Origin of the sequence: Mesorhizobium sp. IMUNJ 23033 (assembly GCF_044778005.1) — a bacterium.
Classification (GTDB): domain Bacteria; phylum Pseudomonadota; class Alphaproteobacteria; order Rhizobiales; family Rhizobiaceae; genus Mesorhizobium; species Mesorhizobium amorphae_A.
Genome location: NZ_JBJACT010000015.1, coordinates 152,089 through 171,697, shown reverse-complemented (window position 1 = coordinate 171,697; position 19,609 = coordinate 152,089). Strand labels below are relative to the sequence as shown.

The 19,609-nt window shown below is 60.1% G+C and carries 13 protein-coding genes and 3 pseudogenes; 11 read left to right on the top strand and 5 right to left on the bottom strand.

Annotated elements, in window-relative coordinates; genetic code table 11:
* Nucleotides 1–409 (bottom strand): annotated as a pseudogene (locus ACFX5Q_RS18240) (transposase); the annotation flags it as partial.
* Nucleotides 410–1,233: 824 nt separating this feature from the next.
* On the opposite strand from ACFX5Q_RS18240, the gene ACFX5Q_RS18235 reads away from it, so the two are divergent.
* The 3 genes from ACFX5Q_RS18235 to ACFX5Q_RS18225 are packed head-to-tail and all read left to right on the top strand — an operon-like array spanning nucleotide 1,234 to nucleotide 6,481.
* Complete coding sequence (locus ACFX5Q_RS18235) at nucleotides 1,234–5,346, top strand: Pls/PosA family non-ribosomal peptide synthetase (RefSeq protein ID WP_404280254.1); 4,113 nt, start codon at nucleotides 1,234–1,236, stop codon at nucleotides 5,344–5,346.
* The gene (locus tag ACFX5Q_RS18230; RefSeq protein WP_404280252.1) at nucleotides 5,343–5,828 is read left to right on the top strand and encodes a GNAT family N-acetyltransferase; all 486 of its coding nucleotides are present in this window, start codon (nucleotides 5,343–5,345) and stop codon (nucleotides 5,826–5,828) included. Before ACFX5Q_RS18235 ends, ACFX5Q_RS18230 begins: the two co-directional genes overlap by 4 nt.
* A gap of 47 nt (nucleotides 5,829–5,875) precedes the next feature.
* A complete protein-coding gene (locus ACFX5Q_RS18225) occupies nucleotides 5,876–6,481 on the top strand; it encodes a 4'-phosphopantetheinyl transferase (RefSeq protein ID WP_404280271.1) in 606 nt (201 codons plus the stop codon).
* Between the two features lie 378 nt (nucleotides 6,482–6,859).
* Here ACFX5Q_RS18225 and ACFX5Q_RS18220 read toward each other — a convergent pair.
* A pseudogene (locus ACFX5Q_RS18220) lies at nucleotides 6,860–7,266 on the bottom strand (transposase); the annotation flags it as partial.
* 297 nt (nucleotides 7,267–7,563) lie between these two features.
* On the opposite strand from ACFX5Q_RS18220, the gene ACFX5Q_RS18215 reads away from it, so the two are divergent.
* From ACFX5Q_RS18215 to ACFX5Q_RS18190, 6 genes are all read left to right on the top strand, one after another.
* Nucleotides 7,564–8,127, top strand: coding sequence for a DUF4337 family protein (locus ACFX5Q_RS18215; RefSeq protein ID WP_404280250.1), 564 nt, complete (start codon nucleotides 7,564–7,566; stop codon nucleotides 8,125–8,127).
* A 109-nt stretch (nucleotides 8,128–8,236) separates the two neighbouring features.
* Nucleotides 8,237–8,545: a hypothetical protein gene (locus ACFX5Q_RS18210; protein WP_404280248.1), complete on the top strand. Its 309-nt coding sequence runs from the start codon at nucleotides 8,237–8,239 to the stop codon at nucleotides 8,543–8,545.
* Nucleotides 8,546–9,227: 682 nt separating this feature from the next.
* Nucleotides 9,228–9,389, top strand: a complete 162-nt coding sequence (locus tag ACFX5Q_RS18205) for an NAD(P)-binding domain-containing protein (RefSeq protein WP_404280246.1) — start codon at nucleotides 9,228–9,230, stop codon at nucleotides 9,387–9,389.
* On the top strand, nucleotides 9,386–12,070 hold the full coding sequence (gene mprF / locus ACFX5Q_RS18200) for a bifunctional lysylphosphatidylglycerol flippase/synthetase MprF (protein ID WP_404280244.1): 2,685 nt from the start codon (nucleotides 9,386–9,388) through the stop codon (nucleotides 12,068–12,070). The genes ACFX5Q_RS18205 and mprF overlap by 4 nt, the downstream gene beginning before the upstream one ends.
* The gene (locus tag ACFX5Q_RS18195; RefSeq protein ID WP_404280242.1) at nucleotides 12,067–13,422 is read left to right on the top strand and encodes a virulence factor family protein; all 1,356 of its coding nucleotides are present in this window, start codon (nucleotides 12,067–12,069) and stop codon (nucleotides 13,420–13,422) included. Before mprF ends, ACFX5Q_RS18195 begins: the two co-directional genes overlap by 4 nt.
* Nucleotides 13,419–13,610 carry a DUF4337 family protein gene (locus tag ACFX5Q_RS18190; RefSeq protein WP_404280269.1) on the top strand — a complete coding sequence of 64 codons (192 nt, stop codon included), beginning with the start codon at nucleotides 13,419–13,421 and terminating at the stop codon, nucleotides 13,608–13,610. Before ACFX5Q_RS18195 ends, ACFX5Q_RS18190 begins: the two co-directional genes overlap by 4 nt.
* A 17-nt stretch (nucleotides 13,611–13,627) precedes the next feature.
* Here ACFX5Q_RS18190 and ACFX5Q_RS18185 read toward each other — a convergent pair whose 3' ends face one another.
* From ACFX5Q_RS18185 to ACFX5Q_RS18175, 3 genes are all read right to left on the bottom strand, one after another.
* Nucleotides 13,628–15,157 carry a lipopolysaccharide biosynthesis protein gene (locus tag ACFX5Q_RS18185; protein ID WP_404280240.1) on the bottom strand — a complete coding sequence of 510 codons (1,530 nt, stop codon included), beginning with the start codon at nucleotides 15,155–15,157 and terminating at the stop codon, nucleotides 13,628–13,630.
* Between the two features lies 1 nt (nucleotide 15,158).
* On the bottom strand, nucleotides 15,159–16,109 hold the full coding sequence (locus ACFX5Q_RS18180; RefSeq protein WP_404280238.1) for a glycosyltransferase family 2 protein: 951 nt from the start codon (nucleotides 16,107–16,109) through the stop codon (nucleotides 15,159–15,161).
* A 255-nt stretch (nucleotides 16,110–16,364) separates the two neighbouring features.
* Nucleotides 16,365–17,297 carry a hypothetical protein gene (locus tag ACFX5Q_RS18175; protein ID WP_404280236.1) on the bottom strand — a complete coding sequence of 311 codons (933 nt, stop codon included), beginning with the start codon at nucleotides 17,295–17,297 and terminating at the stop codon, nucleotides 16,365–16,367.
* A gap of 652 nt (nucleotides 17,298–17,949) precedes the next feature.
* Here ACFX5Q_RS18175 and ACFX5Q_RS18170 point away from each other — a divergent pair.
* Nucleotides 17,950–18,263 (top strand): annotated as a pseudogene (locus ACFX5Q_RS18170) (IS5/IS1182 family transposase); the annotation flags it as partial.
* Between the two features lie 388 nt (nucleotides 18,264–18,651).
* The gene (locus ACFX5Q_RS18165; protein ID WP_404280234.1) at nucleotides 18,652–19,488 is read left to right on the top strand and encodes a MipA/OmpV family protein; all 837 of its coding nucleotides are present in this window, start codon (nucleotides 18,652–18,654) and stop codon (nucleotides 19,486–19,488) included.
* Nucleotides 19,489–19,609 lie beyond the last annotated feature (121 nt).

Genomic DNA, 19,609 nt, shown 5'->3' with positions numbered 1-19,609 from the left:
CCGCGCAGCTCCGTCTCCGGTGGGCGACAGGACCGGTAGCGGATCATCTTGCGATCCGCGCCGACAATGGAACAGGCCCGCCGTTCCGACAGGCCCATGACGGCCTGCAGATGCGCGACGGCTTCGCACTTGGCGGCGGGCCCTACCATTTTTTTGACAGAAGCTCCTTCAGCGCCGAGGCTTCGAGCATCTGGTCGGCGAGCAGCTTCTTCAGCTTCGCGTTCTCGTCTTCCAGGGCCTTCAGGCGTTTGGCGTCGGACACATCCATCCCGCCATACTTCGCCTTCCAGTTATACAGCGTAGCCTCCGAGATCCCGTGCTTGCGGGCCAGATCGCCCGCCTTTGCACCCGCCTCGTGCTCGCGCAAAACCGCGATGATCTGATCTTCCGTGAACCGCTTCCGCTTCATCTGTCCGTCCTTCAATCAAGGCCGGACTCTAACTCCTCGTGGAGGAAAAACTCAGTGGCAGGTCAGACTGTCTTCGTCGATCGGAATGTCGAGTAGCGTCTTTCGTTCGTGTTCTTTGAGAAGCGCACGTCTGGCCACTTTCCACTCCACGCTGGAACGGTAGTGGCCAAGCCTCGGTCCAAAGCAGCCTAGCGGTACAGGAGGCAAATGGCGTATCCACAGCGAACATCCGGGCGTTCACTTTCCGTTCGGCCTTAGCGCAAGATTCTGAACAGCTCTTGTTCCGGCCCCTACTTCGGCCAAGAAGGCGCGACGATTGCCGTCATGGACCAGGATGAGAATTTGGTATGGCAAGGGCCAACAAGGGGGCGGGTAAAAAGTGCGCCCAGACACACTTCAGAAACAATATTCAACGGTTCGGAAAAACTGGCGAAAAGATCGGATGGCATAACCTTCCCGCCTGCGGCCGGAAAATGGTCGCGGCACAACGCGAACGGGTGGTTGCCGGCAATGCAGCGAGGTTGGAACGGAGGTGCCCTGCCCGGTATGTCGCTCGCCGCCGGCAGCGCCGAACCGATGCACCGGCCTCCTCCCCGCGCTGCCGATCATGTGATCACGGAGCGGCCGATCCTGTGTATCGGGCCGGCCAAGGTGGGGTGAGACTCAGGCGCTCAGTGATCGCCGGTCGGGATTCCGTGTTCTTCCTTTTTGGAAGCTTCGGTCCTCCATCAACAAGGTCAAATCGCAGCGGCGGCAGAGCCGAAAAATGCCTGATCGAGCGGCGGCATGAACAGCCGGGCGATGCCCGGCCAGGATGGGAAAGTATGGAAATGGATTACGGTATCGATGTCGCCGGACTGGACGAGGCAAGACCGGGCAGCCAGCCGGAAACCGGCCTGGCAAGCATCGATGCGCTGGTAAAAACAGCCCCCGCAACAGTCGCGCGCGGCCAAATCCTGACGGGCGCCGACTTTGCCCGGCAGGGGCAGCCCAGCGAGCGGCTCGATACGGTCTTCGAACAGCTCGCGCAGACATTCGCGGCGCTGCCGGCGGTGATCTCCGACGGGCGTGTCTGGACCTATCAGGAGCTGGACAGCCGCGCCAACCAGTTCGCCCGCCTGCTGGTCAAGCGCGGCGTGCGGCCGGGTCACCGGGTCGGGCTCATTCTCGACCGCTCGGCGGAGACCTATGTTGCGCTTCTCGCGGTGATGAAGGCGGGTGCCGCCTTCGTGCCGCTGGCCACCGCGTTTCCTGAAGAGCGGATGACGCTCATCATCGAAGACGCCGGCGTGAGCCTGATCGTCACCATCGCCGCCTATGCGTCGCGCGCCGGTCAACTGCCGGTTCCGCATCTGCTGATCGACAGCGCCGGCACCGAGATCTCCAAACAGTCCAGCGCGCCGCTGAAGCCGCATGCCAAGACTTCGGACGACACCTGCTACATCCTCTACACCTCCGGCACGACAGGCAAGCCCAAGGGCGTCGTCATCAAGCACCAGAGTTTCGTCAACTTCATCCACGTCGCCGCCGCCGCCTACGGCTACCGGCCGGGCGATCGTGTCTATCAGGGCATGACCATCGCCTTCGACTTTTCCTCCGAAGAGATCTGGGTGCCGTTCGTCGCCGGCGCGACGGTCGTGCCGGCGCCGGGCCAGATGCCGCTGGTGGGCGAGGAACTGGCTGACTTCCTGCGCCACCACGACATCACCTGCATGGCCTGCAGCCCGACGCTGCTGTCGTCGATGACATCGGACGTGCCCAGCCTGCGCACGCTTTTGGTGGGCGGCGAGGCCTGCCCGCACAATCTGGTGGTGCGCTGGTCGAAGCGGGGGCGGCAGATCCTCAACACCTATGGCCCCACCGAGGCGACCGTCACCGCAACCATGGGCGCGCTGACGCCGGACAGTCCGGTCACCATCGGCGCGCCGCTCCCGACCTACTCGATCGTCATTCTCGACGCTTCGCTGCCGCAACTTGCCGAGCCCGGCGAACTGGGCGAGATCGGCATCGCCGGCATCGGGCTCGCGATCGGCTATCTCAACCGGCCCGACCTGACCGAACAGAAATTCATTGCCGATTTCATCGGCCTGCCGAACAACCCCTCCGGGCGCATCTACCGGACCGGCGACCTTGGCCGGATCAACGACAGTGGCGAGATCGAATATAACGGCCGCATCGACACCCAGGTGAAGATCCGCGGCTACCGCATCGAGCTCGGCGAGATCGAGGCGGTGCTGCTCGACCAGCCCGAGATCGCCCAGGCTGCCGTCACCACCTGGGAGATCGAGCCCGGCCGCGTCGAACTCGTCGCCTACTACGCCCCCAAGGCCGGCCAGCCGGCGATTTCCCGCGCCGATCTCGCCCAGACGATGAAGCGGCGGCTGCCCGATTACATGGTGCCGTCCTATCTGGAGGAGCTGCCGGCGATCCCGATGACGGTGTCCAACAAGGTGGACCTGCGCCAGCTGCCGAAACCGACAAGCATCCGGCTTTCGGCCGACCGCACGATGGTGGCGCCCGGCAATGACGACGAGCGTTTCCTGGCCGACGCACTGGCGACAGTGCTGAAATTCGACGCAGTGTCCGTCGAGGACCATTTCTTCGACGATCTCGGCGCCAACTCGCTGCTGATGGCCCATTTCTGCGCGCGCGTACGCACCAGGAAGGAATGGGCGACGGCGTCGATGCGCGACATCTATCTCCATCCGACCGTGGCGCGCCTGGCGCTCCATCTGGGCGGGGCGGAAGAGATGACGACGGCCACCAATGAGCCTGTCCTCACCCGCCGGGCATCGAATTTTGCCTACTGGACCTGCGGCGCCGCGCAGCTGCTGTTCTACGGGCTCTACAGCTATGTCGCCCTGTGGGCGATCAATGACGGCCTCAACTGGATGTATGACGCGCTTGACGAGCCGCTGCAGCTATATCTGCGCTGCGTGGCGCTTTCGGCCGCCGTGTTCTTCGGCATGTCGGGCTTTGCCGTCATCGCCAAATGGGTGCTCATCGGCCGCTGGAAGGCGGAGGCGTTTCGCATCTGGGGCGTGCGCTACTTTCGCTTCTGGGTGGTCAAGACATTGATCCGCACCGCACCCGTCGTGCTGTTTCGCGGCAGCCCGCTCTACAGCTTCTACCTGCAGCTTCTGGGCACCAAGCTCGGGAAGAACGCCGTCATCGAATCGAAATCCGTGCCCGTCTGCACGGATCTCATTTCAATCGGCGCCAACACCATCCTGCGCAAGGAATCGATGATCCTCGGCTTCAGGGCCCAGTCCGGCTATATCCACACCGGGCCGCTGACCATCGGCCGCGATGCCTTCGTCGGCGTGGGCTCCACGCTCGACATCGACACCAGGATCGGCGACGGCGCTCAGCTCGGCCATTCGTCCTCGCTGCACCGCGGGCAAAGCATCCCGGACGGCGAACGCTGGCATGGATCGCCGGCGGTGCCGACCACGGCGGACTATTGCAAGGTGCGCAATGTCGATCCTTCCAACATCCGGCGCTTCCTCTTCGAAGCGGTTCAGCTGATCGGGCTGTTTGCCATCGTCACCCCCTTGCCGCTTTTGTTCCACAGCTATTGGGAGAATGTCGGCGACGACTATCAGGAGACGATCGGCATCGTCGCGATCGGCACCACGGTCACGCTTTTCGGCTACATGGCCGCGGCCTTCCTGGCGGCGACGCTGGTGCCGCGCCTGACAAACCTGATCCTGAAGCCGGGCCGCACCTACACGCTTTACGGCTTCCGCTACTGGCTGCAGACGGTCGCCGAATTCTCGAGCAATTCCCGCGTGCTGGGGCTGCTGGCAGGCGACAGCTCGGCCATCGTGCATTACATGCGCGCCATCGGCTGGAACCTCAACAAGGTGGTGCAAACCGGTTCCAACTTCGGCAGCAACCAGCAGCACGAAAACCCGCTTCTGTGCGAGATCGGCACCGAGACCATGGTGTCGGACGGGCTGTTCATGATCAACATGCACAAGTCCGCCTCCGCCTTCAGGCTCGAGCCGACAAGGATTGGCGAGCGCAACTATCTCGGCAACAACATCTACTATCCGCCGGACGGACGCACCGGCGACAACGTCCTGCTCGGCACCAAGGTGATGATCCCCATCGACGGGCCGCTGCGCGAGAATGTCGGGCTTCTCGGTTCGCCTGCGTTCGAAATCCCGCGCATGGTGAACCGCGACAAGGAACTCATCGCCGGCGTCGACGAGGCAGACCGGCGCCAGCGCATCCCGCATAAGAACCGTCACAATCTGGTGACGATCCTTCTGTACGTGGCAACGCAATGGGTCATGCTGTTCGCCACGCTGGCGATCTGGGACCGGGCACTGAACTACTATACAGAATGGGCCGAAGTCGCGCTGTTCGTCGCCGTGCTCTTGACCTCGGCGATCACCATTCCGTTCTACATCCTGGTCGAGCGAGCGAGCCTTGGTTTCGGCAGGCTGAAGCCGCAGATGACGACGATCTACGACGTCGCGTTCTGGCGCCACGAACGCCACTGGAAGCTCGCGGATTCGCCGATCGTGCGCCTGTTTGCCGGCACGCCGTTCCGGCCGATGATCCTGCGCCTGCTCGGCGTCAAGGTCGGCAGCCGTGTCTATGACGGCGGCAGCAATCTGACCGAACGCTCCCTGGTGGAGATCGGCGACGACGTCACCCTCAACGAGGGCTGCGTCATCCAGGCCCATTCGCTGGAAGAAGGCGCGTTCAAGTCGGATTTCATCCGCATCGGCGATGGCTGCACGCTCGGACCTTCCGCCTTTATCCACTACGGCGTCGTGATGGGCAAAGGATCGATGGTCGATGTCGACTCCTTCGTCATGAAGGGCGAGGAGCTGGAGCCCAACTCGATCTGGCGGGGCAACCCGGCCAAGCTGCATCGCTTCGTCGAACCGATCACCGACGATGGCTCCCGGGCTTCGGCTTGAAGAATGACATCGGCTTGAAGACCGCGGACATCCGTCTCGTTGCCGTGACCGAGGTCAACCGGGTCCTGGTCGCAGCCCTGGAGCTGGCCCCGGAGCAGATGGATTTCGTCGCCGGCAATGCGGAGTCGCTCGACGAAGCCGAGACCGACGAAGATGCGCGGCCGCGTGTCGTAATGGCCGGCGATCGAGTGGTCGGTTTCCTGATGTACGAGGCGCCTCGGGATGAAGTCGAGGCCCGCATCTACCGCTTCATGATCGACCGCGCTTCTCAAGGCAGAGGCTACGGTAAGGCCGCGTTGCGCGAAGCGCTGGACGAAATCAAAAAACTCGGCCACGTCAGCCACGTTTCAATCTGCTACGAACCGGACAATGAAGCGGCCCGAAACCTTTATCGCAGCGCCGGCTTCGTCGAAGAAGGGCTGGACGAGGACGGAGAGATGATCGCCGATCTCGCCCTCCCCGCACGGACGCACGATCCGTGACGAGCCCTCCTGAAATCGCGCTTGCGCAAACATCGCTGCTGCAGGCGATGATCGCCATCGCGCCCAGCAGTGTCCGGGTCGGATGCCGGGTCATAAGCGACGGCGATGAGAACCACCTGCTGCCCGAGGAAGCACGTTCCATCCCGTCACGCCAGCCGCTGATGCGACGGGCGAGCGGCGCGGCGCGGTGGATCGCGCACCGACTGCTGACGGAGCTTGGCGTCAACGACGTCGCCATCTTGCGCACGCCATCCGGTGCACCCGCCTGGCCGGAGGGGATAACCGGTTCGTTCGCTCACGACGACGACATGGCCGTGGCGGCGGTTGCGCCCGTTGGTCATATCCGTTCGCTGGGTATCGACGTCGAGCCCGCGCAGCCTCTCCCGGACGACATCTTCGCGCTCGTCGCAACCCGTGCCGATCAAACAGCCGCGGCGGACCGGCATCTTGCCGGCCGCATTCTCTTTTGCGCCAAGGAAGCTGTCTACAAGGCCGCCTACCCGCTTGATCGCGAGGTGCTGGGCTATGAGGACATCACCGTCGATCTCAACGCAGGCGCCGCGACGACGAAGACAGGCCGCAAGGCCAGCCTCGCATACTGCGTTGCCCTGCGTGTGGTCGTGTTGGCGTTTGTCGATGGAGATGCCCGTTAGCGCCCTAATCGCCAACCACCTCCATATAGGCCTCACCTCGCCATCCAGCCCGCGCAACCGCCGCCTTGCAGCTGGGCGCGTGAGCGGCAGGCTGCATCGGAAGATGGCGCCAGTAGCGGCGGAGCGAACCAGCATTCAAACTCTCATCCGGACGGTGAGGCCTTGCCATGATCTTCCTGCCACACGACCGCAGCTCGCAACGCGAAGCCGCTCAGCTGGCACGCAACCGCATCCTGTCCAACAGCTACGACCTCGTCGCGCTGGCGCTGATCGTGCTCTTGGCGCATGGCGCCACCGCCATGCGGGCGCCGGCCGAATTGCTTTCGACGACGCCGGTGGGGTCAGAACAAGAGCTGACAACATCATACGCGGCCTTTATCAACCAAAGACAGCTAGGCTGATTTGATAGTGATGCCGCCATCGGGGCTTCGGCGCATCTGACGTCCCGTGGCAGCACGAAAGACAGTCGGCAGTTCCAGCGCTGGCGGCACCCGTGACCAGAGCGTTCGCATGATTTCCCGGCCGTGCCGAGTTTTCCGAATGGCGCTTCCAGACACGACGCGCTGAGACCAGCGGAAGCCAATTTCATGGAAATACAGGTCGGCATGTTGTGGGCTGATATGGTGAAAGACGCCCGCGATCGTCCGCCGAACGCGGGAATTGAAACCCTCCACCGAATTGACGTGGACGGTGTCGCGAACATATTCGTGGCTGGAATGCTTCACGGTTTCATGCTTGGCAAAGCTCTCGCCTATTGCCATGAATGCCTTCGCCTCATCACTCATCTGCACGCTCGAAAGCATCTCCAACATCGAGCGTGGCAAGCAAGCTCGCCCAACTCGCCCCGGGAAGCGTCGGACCGGCCGCCGCCATCCGCGACACTGCCGCCAAGGGTCCGCGCCGGTAGCCTGATACCCCCTCGCCTGCCGGCCAAAACCAGTCATGCCCACCCACAGGCCACCCGGGGAGCGCCGTTCAAACCTTACGGAAATGTATAATAACATCGCCATTTCAAAACCAAGATTGGAGTCGAGATTGCGGCGCGACGCCAGTCCCTGCCCTCAAACCCAGTCAAGACAGCAATGGAAGACACCACCCAGGAGCATCTCGAAAATGCCGAGCATGCTGAACATGCCGCGCGTGAGGCCAATCCCTTTCTGACCACCGTGTCGGTTACCATAGCGGTTCTCGCTGTTCTGGCGGCAACGGTCGGCAGTTTCGAATCGCTGGAAACCGCCGAGACGATCAACGACAAGAGCGAAGCCGCCTATTTGCAGGACAAGGCAAGCGACCAGTGGAGCTTTTTCCAGGCAAAGAGCATCAAGAAGAACATGTATCAAATTGCGGCGGCCGCAGTCGGGCCGGCGGCCGAGCAATTTCAGGCTGATGCAAGGCATAATGAGGCCGACAGCGCGGACATACAAGCCAAGGCGCTCGATTTTGAAAAGCAGGTCGATGAAAAGCTGCGAGACAGCGATGTCCGGGCGCATCGACACCACGTCCTGACATTCGCCGTAACGCTGCTGCACATCTCCATCGCCGTCGCGACGCTGTCCATCATCATGCATGGCAAGCGTTGGCCGTGGCTTGGTTCGCTGATGCTGGGCGCGCTGGGCCTGATCGCGGCAGGCGTCGCCTACGTCTGATAAGGGCCTTGGCTTTGCGCATGATCCTCTCCAAACCGAAGGTCAGCGCCGCAAGAGCCATGCCCTGTTCGGAGTCATTCACCCATGCGCTGTGGAATGCCTGGGATCTATGATACGCGACAAATATGCCATCATTCACCACCGTGCCCTCGATTTCTGGGCGGCGCGGGGGGCGGTGCTGGTCATCATCTGCCTGCAGCTTCTCGTCATCAACGACCTTTCCTTCGGACCGCGCTGGCTGGCGCCAGCGCTGGAAGCGGCGTTGCTTCATCGACTATTTCTTCCTGGCATTCACCAACGCGACGGCTTTCTCACCAACCGACACCATGCCGCTGACAGCGCGCGCCAAACTGCTGATGATGGCGGAAGCGATGATCTCGCTTCTGACCATCGCGCTCGTCGCGGCGCGCGCGGTTAATATCCTGACGTAAAAGGTGCTTGCTCGACGGGATCGAGCACCGCACTAGAACGTGCTTCTGGGAATTGCCTCCATCTTGTAGAATACGGAAGGTTCGAAATGGCAGGAGAACGAGATCAGATACGCCTCTGGCGCAAATGCGTTTTTATACACCCTCGATCCGTTGCGGACCAAACCTGCGCGGACAGGACGCGCGCGGCGTGTAGCGAGCGCAGGAACTGTTTGCGCCGAAGTCTTGGGAGGAGTATTCTTCACTTCGTGTAGCGTTATGCCGCGAATTGACGGAACTGGCTGACTTGACGATCGCGTAGGCCGAGGGATTGGGGTCGCGATCGCTCGCGGTGGCGAGAGCGCTGCAAGTTGGACGATCGCAGCAAGCGCGCTAAGGCTCGGCGATCATCGGCTCGCGCGACATCGCGTTCGGGGACATAGGCTCGTCCCTGTCGTTTTTGCTCTTGTGTGGTGGCAGCGTCCCGCCGCACGCGCGTGATGAAGCCCAAGCCTTCTAGGCACAGGCTCCCGATTCATGTACGGCAAGGCTCCCGATTCATGTACGGCAAGCTCGTCACCACCATCTCTAGGTCGTCATCAGGCGGCATCGCATTCGCAATCGGCGTCGGCTCGGCCGGATCGGCGCTAGCTGAGAGCGCTGGTGTCGACCGCCAGGAAGCGAGGTAAGGAAATGAAAGTCGGATTCACCGCACTTGGGGGCATGGGCCTCGGTTTGGCGGCGAACCTGTTGAAAAGCACTCACGACGTGACGACCTACAGCCGGACACGCTCGACAGTTGGAGTGCTCGTCGCGTTCAGCTGTGGTGCGAGATTCGCATCCTCCGCTCGATGAAAGCTCATCAGGCATTCTCGGCCTCGACCGAAATGGCCGCGTCGCTTCAAGCCGCGGATACCGAGTTGAAAGAATCCTTCTCGATCGGCATTGACGCGGAAAGCGCCGACGAAGGCGTTCGCGAAGCCGGAGATGGCGGTTTTTGGGAGTTCAACCGTCCGCGCTTCCTCGCCCTGGCTGTGGTTGCCGTGGTGGCACTTTCGGTGCTGGCACTCAATCGCATTCTGGCTGACGTCGATTATGACGACCTCGTCATGGCGATTCAGGACACGTCATGGCTGAATATCGGCCTCGCGCTGCTTTTCACCGCACTCAGCTTTTCTGCCCTCTCGATCTATGACCGGCAAGCGCTCGCCCTCGTGGCGCACAAGGTGCCTTTCAGCTATGTAGCCTTGACCAGTTTCTGCGCATATGCAGTCGGTAACGTCGCCGGTTTCGGTCCCTTGACCGGCGGAACGATCCGTTACCGCTTCTATTCGCCTCTCGGTCTGTCGCCGGAGGACATTGCGCGCATCGTCGGATATGTCACCGCGGCATTTGGCTTCGGCCTTCTGTTCGTGACCGGGCTTGGCCTTCTGATGGCGGACGCAAAGCTTGCTGCGCTTGTCGGCCTGCCGGCGATTGCGGTGCGTGTGACCGCTATCGCGATTCTGGCTTTCGTCGGCGCGGCGTTCATCGCAGCGACGGTCGGTCCGCGGCAGGTGACGGTTTTCGCGCGCAGGCTTGCTCTTCCAAGTCCCGGAGCGCTGGCTCTGCAACTCGCCGCGACAGTGTCGGATCTGATTGCTTCGGCGCTTGTCCTGTGGATATTGCTTCCTGCAGGTTCGATCGACTTCCCCTCGATGCTGTCCATTTACTCCGTGGCAATCGGGCTCGGCATACTGAGTCACGTACCTGGCGGTGCCGGGGTTTTCGAGGCAGTCATCCTCGGCACTGTCGGTACTACGGTGCCGCTCGATGGGCTGGTCGGTGCGTTGCTTCTCTACCGCGTGATCTACTATGTGATGCCGTTGGTGATGGCGGTGATCGTCCTCACGGTCACGGAAGTCAGGCGCGCGGCAGCGGCGAATTCGGCCATCGCCCGGGGGACTGTAGCACTGGTGCCGCTCGTTCTGTCGACCTTTGCCGTAATGCTCGGAGCGATGCTCGTCTTCTCGGGTGTCACGCCAGCCTCCGACCGGAAGCTGGATTGGCTGCAATCCGCATTTCCGCTTCCGGTCGTCGAGGCAGGTCACTTCATTGCCAGCATTCTCGGCCTTCTCATGATCCTGGCCGGTCGCGGACTCGCGCATCGGCTCGACGGCGCGTGGTGGCTGACAGTCGTGCTTGCGGCGAGCTCGATCGTGCTCGCCTTCGTCAAAGGCTTTGAGGTGGGCGAGGCAGTACTGCTTGCCCTCCTATTCGCAACGCTTTTGTTAACTCGCAACATCTTTAGCCGGCCCGCCTCGCTCATCGAGGACCGACTGTCTCCCGGCTGGTGGCTTTGCGTCGGCACCATCCTCGCGCTGGCACTGGCGATATTGTTCTTCGTTTACAAGGATGTCGACTATTCGCATGAGCTATGGTGGCAGTTCGAGTTCACCGCAACCGCACCACGCAGCCTCCGGGCTGCGCTCGGCGTTGGCCTGACCGCGGGGTGCGCGGCCGTTTGGCTGCTGACCCGCGCGCCGGCAGGCCGAAGCCCTCGACCGACTGCGGACGAGCTACGCGCTGCCATCTCGATCATCGACAACCAGCCCCTGGCGGATGCCAATCTCGTGCGGACCAGCGACAAGAGCCTGCTTTTTTCTGGCAATGGTGACGCCTTCCTGATGTACCGCAAACGGGGGCGTTCCTGGGTTGCCTTGTTCGGTCCAATCGGCAATCCCGCCGCGCATTCGGAACTGGTCTGGTGTTTCGTCGAGCTGGCGCGGCGGCATGGAGGCCGCGCGGTGTTCTACGAAGTCCCGGGGGAGAGCCTTTCCATGTACGCCGATGCCGGCCTTTCGGCGTTCAAGCTAGGGGAGGAGGCGCGGGTCGCGCTGGAGTCCTTCGATCTCAAAGGTTCCCGGCGCGCCTCGATCCGGACGGCGCTCAACAAGGCCGAACGTGACGGCATCGTATTCGAGCTCCTGCCCGTCGACCGCGTCGGCGAAGTGATGGACGAACTCGAGCGCGTCTCGGCAGCTTGGCTCGCCGAGCACGCGGTGCGCGAGAAGGCCTTCTCGCTGGGCGCTTTCGAGCGCGGATACATCGCCACTCAGCCGGTCGCCGTGTTGAAGCGGCAGGGCCGCATCCTCGCCTTCGCCAATGTCATGACGGCGGCGGACAAGCAGGAGGCGACTGTCGATCTCATGCGCTTCGATCCGGAAGCGTCGAACGGCAGCATGGAAGTCCTGTTCGCGCGCCTGCTCATGCATTTCAAGGAAGAGGGGTACAAGTGGTTTTCGCTGGGCATGGCCCCCCTTGCGGGGCTCTCCGGGAATCCGGCCGCGCCCCTCTGGCACCGCGTCGGCAGAGCCGCCTACGACCACGGAGAAGCGTTCTATAACTTTCGAGGATTGCGTGCCTTTAAGAACAAATTCGATCCGATCTGGGCGGCCCGCTACATGGCGGTGGCTGGCGGCTTGAATCCATTGCTCGCGATCGCCGACGTTACGGTCCTGATCGGCGGCGGAATCCGCGGAGTGATTTCCAAGTGAAGCACCTGTGGTTTCGCCTCGGCTTGGCGGCGATCATCGGCGCGACCGCCTTCACCGTGTACTGGATGCGCCCCGAGCCGCTGCCCGATACCGATACCTTGGCGGTCGCCGACCTTGTGAAGCCGCAACAGGCTGCCAAAGGCATAGTATTCCTCTTCTCAGGCGTGGACGGGTACAGCCAAGGTGATGCGCAGACCGCGCGCGAACTCGCGGCAGCCGGCGCGCTGGTGGTCGGCATCGACCTGCACAAGAGCTTCGCCAAAGTGGAATCGAAGTCCAATTGCGTGTATTTCGTCTCCGATATCGAAGAGCTAAGTCAGTTGATCCAACGCTCTGCCGGAGCCCAGACCTATCTCAATCCCATCATCGCGGGCACCGGCGCCGGCGGTTCGATGGTGATGGCAATCATGGCGCAGTCGCCAGACGCGACGATTGGTCGTGCAGTCGCCGTCGATCCAAAGGCGGATTTGGTACTTCCGCGGGAGCTCTGCAGCGATGCTCCTCACCTCCGGGCCGCAAACGGGCAGGGCTGGATTTACGGCATGCAGGCAGGCGCGCTTCCCGCACCGATCACCGTCGTCCAGACGCCGAAAGCAGATCCCGCGGGGCAGGCCCACGTCTCCGATTTGATCGCCCAAGGATTTCCGATCGACCGCGTCGCAGCAGTCGGGGAGACGCTGACGTTGACTGCTGCGGTCGAACACGCTCTCACGCAATCGGCTGCGCCGGTCGGCGATGCATTGGCGGATCTGCCGCTGGCGGTGCTGCCTGCGGCGGCCCGTCACGACACCATGGCGATCGTGTTGTCGGGTGACGGCGGTTGGCGCGACATTGATAGCGAAGTGGGAGAAGCGCTCTCACAAGCGGGTGTGCCAACCGTCGGGATCGATTCGCTGCGCTATTTCTGGACGCGCAAGCCGCCCGAGACGATCGCCGCGGACCTGACCAGAATCATCGAGCACTTCACCAAGACTTGGAAGGTCCGGCGTGTAGCCTTGATCGGCTATTCGTTCGGGGCTGACGCCCTCCCTGCGGCCTACAACCAATTGTCTCCGGCAGAAAAAGAGCGCGTTTCCCTGATTTCTCTTTTGGCGCTGAGCCGTTGGGCGGAGTTCGAGTTCGACGTCGGGGGCTGGCTCGGCATGGACGGAGACACATCGCATCCGACACTTCCCGACGTTGCGAAGATTCCCGCGTCGATCCTTCAATGCGTTTACGGTGCGGACGACGACGACAGCGTCTGCGCCGAACTCGCCGGCAGCGGCGCCGACGTCGTCGTGATGGACGGCGGACATCACTTTGATGATGACTACTCGGCCCTGGCCAACCGTATTATCGCACGGATACGCTGACGAAGCTGCGAGACAGCGATGTCCGGGCGCATCGACACCACGTCCTGACATTCGCCTTAACGCTGCTGCACATCGCCATCGCTGTCGCGACGCTGTCCATCATCATGCATGGCAAGCGTTGGCCGTGGCTTGGTTCGCTGGTGCTAGGCGCGCTGGGCCTGATCGCGGCAGGTGTCGCCTACGTCTGATCGAGTGCCGCACTAGACTAGCCTCGCGCTGACGCCGGGTGAGTGACTTTGCGGTAAAAGCGACCTCCCACCACGCGTGCCTCAAAGGCTAGTTCGATTACCCCTTTGCGGCTTGAGCTAAATACCATGACAACTCCCAGGAAAACTACATATGATGCAACGAGAGAGGTGAATAGCGCCACGAAATTACTTGGCAGTGATGCTTTGAGGCTGCATTCTAAAACCCCGGTTATTATCGCTGAAATAAAGTAAGGCCACAGGGTCTCCAGCAGCTGCCTGAAGGTAAGTGGGCCTCGCCTTGTCGCTCCCCACCACAGGACTGGGCCTTGGACGGTACCCACGCATATATAGAACGCGGCGACACCGCTAATTCCCCACGGCAATCCACAAACGAATGAAGCCACAAACAAGGCGGAGCTCAAGGCCCCCCAATTTCGCATTTCCTTGGTCCGGTCTTGACTGATGAAAAGCCAACCGGTGCTGCTGCTGATCGGCGCGAAAATTGCCCCAAAAGCAAGAATAGAAAATACCTGCGAAACTTCCGACCATCTAGGCCCTAGCAATGTCACTATGAGCAACTCACTGTTAATGATAGCAAATATCACTGCCGGATAGGTCGCAAGAATTATCAATTCCAACATTCTGAAATAAAAACGACGGTACGTTGCTGGTTCATTCAGGGTTCTCGCAAGAGACGGAAGGGCGACTTTTGCTATTGGTGTGGTTATCTGGCTGAGCGGCAGCAAAAGAAGCTTGTATGCCCGGTCATATATGCCGAGAGGTGTCTCGCCCAGGTAGCGGCCGATCAATATGTTATCAAAGTTCCTGGCGAAAAAATTCAGGAAATTAAAGGACGTTATATTGGCTCCAAAGTTCAAAAGCTGAAGATTTTCCCTTCGGAGAACCGGCATGCTTGGAACCCATCTGACAAAGGACCAAGCCAGTAAAAGAGTGCTCAGGGACACCCCTATTTGGCTGTAGACCAGAGCCCAGTAGCCGAAACCACTCCAAGCGAAAAGGAGACCCGTCACGGAGCCAACAAGAAAGCTAAACAACTCAACCAAAGCGATTTTCGAAAAGAGAAGCTGCCGATTTAACAAAGCAATATGCTGAGCGCAGAGACCGCCGATTACAAAGGTCGCGCTAAGAGCTATCACTATAGGCACAACTTGAGGCTGTTTAAAAAATACGCCGGCTGCAGGGGCGAGGGCTATCACTGCCAGACAGATAGCCGCGCTTAGCCCAACGTTGACCCAGAAAACGAAGCTGAGCTGGTCCTGGGTAATCTCATCCCTTTGGACTGTAGCCTGGGTCAGGCCGAAATCCGAGAAAAGTGCCGCGAACGCGAACAATGGCGCCGCCATCGCCACGATGCCAAAATCCTCTGGCAGGAGAAGTCGAGCAATTAGAATCTGATAACAGAATTGCATCAGAAACTTCAGCGCCTGGGACCCGAAATTTATGGCCGCACCGTTTACCGAAGCAACCTTGAGCTCGGCCCGTGACACCCGGCTTTCTGAAAATGCAAATCTTTTCGCCGTGCCCATTTCAACCAGCTCGAACAGTCGTAACCTTGTTTTTGGCTTTCCTCAGGATCGACACAGCGATCCGCCAATCCGTTACCCCTGCGGTCGCAAGTGGTAACAATCTCCTCTCGGCAATCAGTGTTTGAGTTTTGTACTCGGCCGAGAGGCGCTTCATTGCGCGAATGCGCTCTTTCAGCAGGGAAACGAGTTTGAAATTATGTGACAGCCTTCGATCGCGTAAAAGCGTTCGCGATTGATCGACCTGGCCGTCGTAGTTTACTTTTGTTCTGCTCCAGCCAGACCCCCGGTGGGTGTACATATACCCGAGAAAGTCACTGGCCACGTACTTTGCACCTTCCAGAAGTGCGTTTGTCACAAAAAGAAAATCCTCCCCGTGACGAGAACTAGATGGGTAGCGAAGTGATCGATCCGTTAGGAACTTTCGTTTGAAAATCGGTTTAAGCAGACCCCAATCCGTGTTGACGCCAAAGGGCCTCGCGTGCGCCAAAAAGGTCTCAATGTCTATCAGCGTTATGTCTTTAGTGAATCCGATGGCCGCAGGCTTGGAGGTGTCGCTCGCGGGATCGTAGTAGGAAAAGTTGTCGGTTACGATATCGGCTTCCTGTGAAGCAGCAATTCGGACAAGTCGCTCAACTCGCCCCGGCGCGTAGGCATCATCCGCATCTAGAATTGCTATCCAATCTCCTCTGGCGGCCTCCAAGCCAGCATTGCGAGCTGCTGAAGGGCCTCCGTTCTTCGATAAGTGAACGACTATAACGCGCCAGTCTTTCTGCGACAGTGCTCTAGCAACCTCGAGGGTTGCGTCGATTGAGCAATCGTCGACGATGATGATCTCGATAACTGTATCCCCCTGTACCATGGCAGAATTGACAGCGCGTTCGAGAAACGGAGCCGCGTTGTAGGCGGCGATCAAGACGGAAACAGTAGGCCTCGCAGAGGACGGCTTCGGCATACTAATCATCTCAGTGTTCGTTCTTTCTCCGCATGGCGCCAAAACCAAGCGCTTGCCTATTGCAGCTTTTGTGAGATACTTGCTAGTATACTTCGCAAATCTCTTGGCCAGATTATGCCTTGCGCCTTAATGATCGACTCTATTTCTGCAATCAATACGTCAGACGCATTGCCTGAAATTGGACATAAGAACCGCTTTGGAGCGTTCGGCAGTCGATCCCGTCTGGACTGCCTAAGCGGAGACGGCCAAATTTGCCTACGCTGCCTGCTCATAGCTCGCCTCCTTAGAGGGAAAGCCATACTCGCCCATCATCCGTTTGATTTGCTCGTCGTTTCCGCCCAAACCAGCGTTTGTCAGATGAAGCGCCGACGCCTGCGTTCCTTTCCAATGGATCGGGGACCAGGACTTTCCGAGCATGATGTATGAGCTGCCTGCGCGACGACCCATCCAGAACAGCCAAACATCGTCAGCGTTGGGGCAAAGATTCAAGAACTTATCTTCATCCGACACCTCCGGGGCAAGCGAACCAGGTGGATACAATATTCCGCCCACTCCTGTCGGAAATAGAACCGGAGATGCCTCAGACTTATCGAAGTGCCATTCTTTATACGGCGCCGGATTGCCCAAATCGTCGAACTTGACCGCATGTGCTCGGTGGCAGACGATTGTTTTCTCCCCGACCGCGGCCACTAACTTCTCCAACCAACGGCTGGAGTAGTAGACGTCATCGTCGGCTGTGACGATGAAGGCTTGCGGGAACGCGGCCAAGGTTGGGATGATTTTTTTGTATGACCGATTGTTCTTGCAAGGTCGAATTTCGAGGCCGTCGGCCCTGAGATCCGTTACTGCTTTGGGGAGCGAGCCAATATCTTCCGCGGCTATCCAAAGAACCGTCTTGTCCGCTTGAACTGACTGACACAGCAGACATTTCAAGGTCAAAGCTAGTGTCGGATATCTTGGCGGGTACGATGTCAACGAGACGATCAGTTGCCCCGGTAATGCGTGCGCACGACCTTCGCTCCGGATCTGCCATCTCCAAGAGATCACGCCGCGAGCAACGGTGCGTGACCATAGCTGCGAGACGACCCAGCGATATTTTGTAAGCCGCCAGCCGACGCCATGCCTCAGCCGTCTCAGCCCTATCCCAAGCAAGCCCTCGCTTACGCTTTCTTTCACGTGTCCGGCCATCGTATGCGCCCGATCCAAGATCATCTTAAAAAATGCTAGACGGGATTCTTCGTCACGCGCCAAACACGAATTTGTGCATCGCACAACGGTTCCCAGCTTCACGGATTAAGGATACGCGCGTGCCTGACCGGCTATTCAGCCAGGCCTAATTGGGGCTACCGGCGGCGTAACTGCTGGCTACAATTGGCAGCGCGGCCTGATCGTTTTCGGCGTGGAGGGTGACCGTGTCGCACGCCAATATCCACGGCAGCGTCCTGGTAAACCATTTCTCTCGCTTCGCGTCAGACAACGTCCACTACATCGTCATCGACGAGTCCATCACGCTTCCGGCGGCACCTACCGTCGAACGATCGACCACTTCCGACCGAAGATCTTTTGGCCTCACCGCCACACCGGAGCGCACGGGCGGGGTAGGCCTCTTGGCTCTCCGCCAGGGAGAAACCTGGTACTTGGGGCGGGTATCCACGAGGGCATCGAGAGCGGCCGGCTCTGTACCTTTCATTGGTTTGGCGTCCCGGCGCGCGCAGTGCGCTGGAGTAGTTCCCGCGCCAGGGGGAGCAGCGGTGCATTGGCTTCTGCTGTCACAGCAACGCGCGGGCTTTCGGGAGCCAGCTCCGCGGTCACTTTGGTCACTCTTGAAAGAAAGTTCCCAACTAATTGCGGCAGCGATCGCTCACAGTTGACTTCGATGGGGGCAGAAGGCCTGGATGCGACCGGATGCGAACAACTCACCGTGTTGGCCGACCGCGGCAACTACAACGGCGACGAGGTGCTGGCCTGCGAGGAACCCGGGATCGTGCCGGTGATCCCGAAGACGCAGACATCGGGCAACACCAAGCGCGGCCTCTTTACCGGCGCCGACTTTATCTACGATGCCGAAATGATCGATACACCTGCCCGGCCGGCAAACAACTGACCAGAGGCAAGTTGCGCTCAGACCGACGCGACGACATCGACCATTACCGCATCTGACGGCCTGCGGGCGCATCCTTGGCGTCAGGCGGCTCATGCACCCCATAGCCGCCTGATCAAAGCCTATCCTCAGGTCGTATTCAAACTTACCTCTGACTCATCGTCTCGAACGATGAGCGCGCAGGTCAGTTTTCACACGGCCGTGGTCAGAAGCTGACATAGGTCAACGCGGGAATCATGTGCATTGGCGTGGCCCAACACCCCTGATCCATGCAAGGAAGCCGCTGGACAAACAAGCCAGATTCCAGCGACATGTATGGCCCACGACATCGACACCGGGAAACGCTAGACAAACGATATTCGACATGGACAATGATGAAATAATATTATCTCCCTTTGATAGCTAGGCACGGTGGGTTCGAAGTATGTGCCGGTGTAGAACATGAAGGGCGCGTTCGCTGCTTCGGCAATCGTCGGGCTGCTTTGTGGATTGTCCGCGGCTGTCCCGACTTTCGCCCAGACTGCCGCGGGTGAAAAAGCTCAAAATCAGGTGGACGAAACCGTCTGGATCGTGACACTTGGGGGCGGCACGGAATATGGGCCCGCCTATGAAGGAGCAAAAAATCAATCCTTCGATTTTGTGCCTTCCATCGACATTCGCCGCCTAGGCGAACCAGCCGATCTTAGCGCGCCAGACGACAATATTGATTATTCGCTGGTCGAGTGGAGCGGGTTGGAACTGGGACCCGTTGCGGGTATTCGTGGCCAGCGTACGGCATTGGATGAAGGGACCCTCGCAGGATTGCAGGCGGTCCCCTTGAGCGTTGATGCCGGCGCTTTCGCCCAATACTGGATGCTTCCTGATACGTTCAGGCTACGTGTCGAGGCACGACAGGGACTACGCAGGCAGGACGGTTTCGTCGCCGATTTCGGTGCCGACATGTTTCGCCCTTTCGGATCCAAGCTCGTTTTGTCCGCGGGGCCGCGCCTGTCGCTCGCCGATACCAACTACATGCGCAACAACTTGGGCATAACGGCTGAGGAAGCCGCGACCAACGGGAACCTGTCTGCCTTTGATATCGGGGGCGGGCTCAAATCCGTCGGGTTTGTGATCGGCGCAAGCTATCAGTTCACCGACACGATGAGTGTGCAGGTCTACGACAAATTCGACCGGCTGGTGGGCGCTGCCGCCGACAGCCCGATCGTCACCGACATCGGCTCGGCCAACCAGAATATCATCGGCATCGTTCTGAGCCGATCGTTCGAGGTGCGTTTCTGATTTCTCTCGGAACCGTGACGAGACGCCCCTCCCGTAACCTGATTTTGCCCGCAAAAAGCCGCGATGGCGTCCATTGGTCCGCAAACGGAGAGGGAACGACTTCAGCCGATTCATCTGAAGG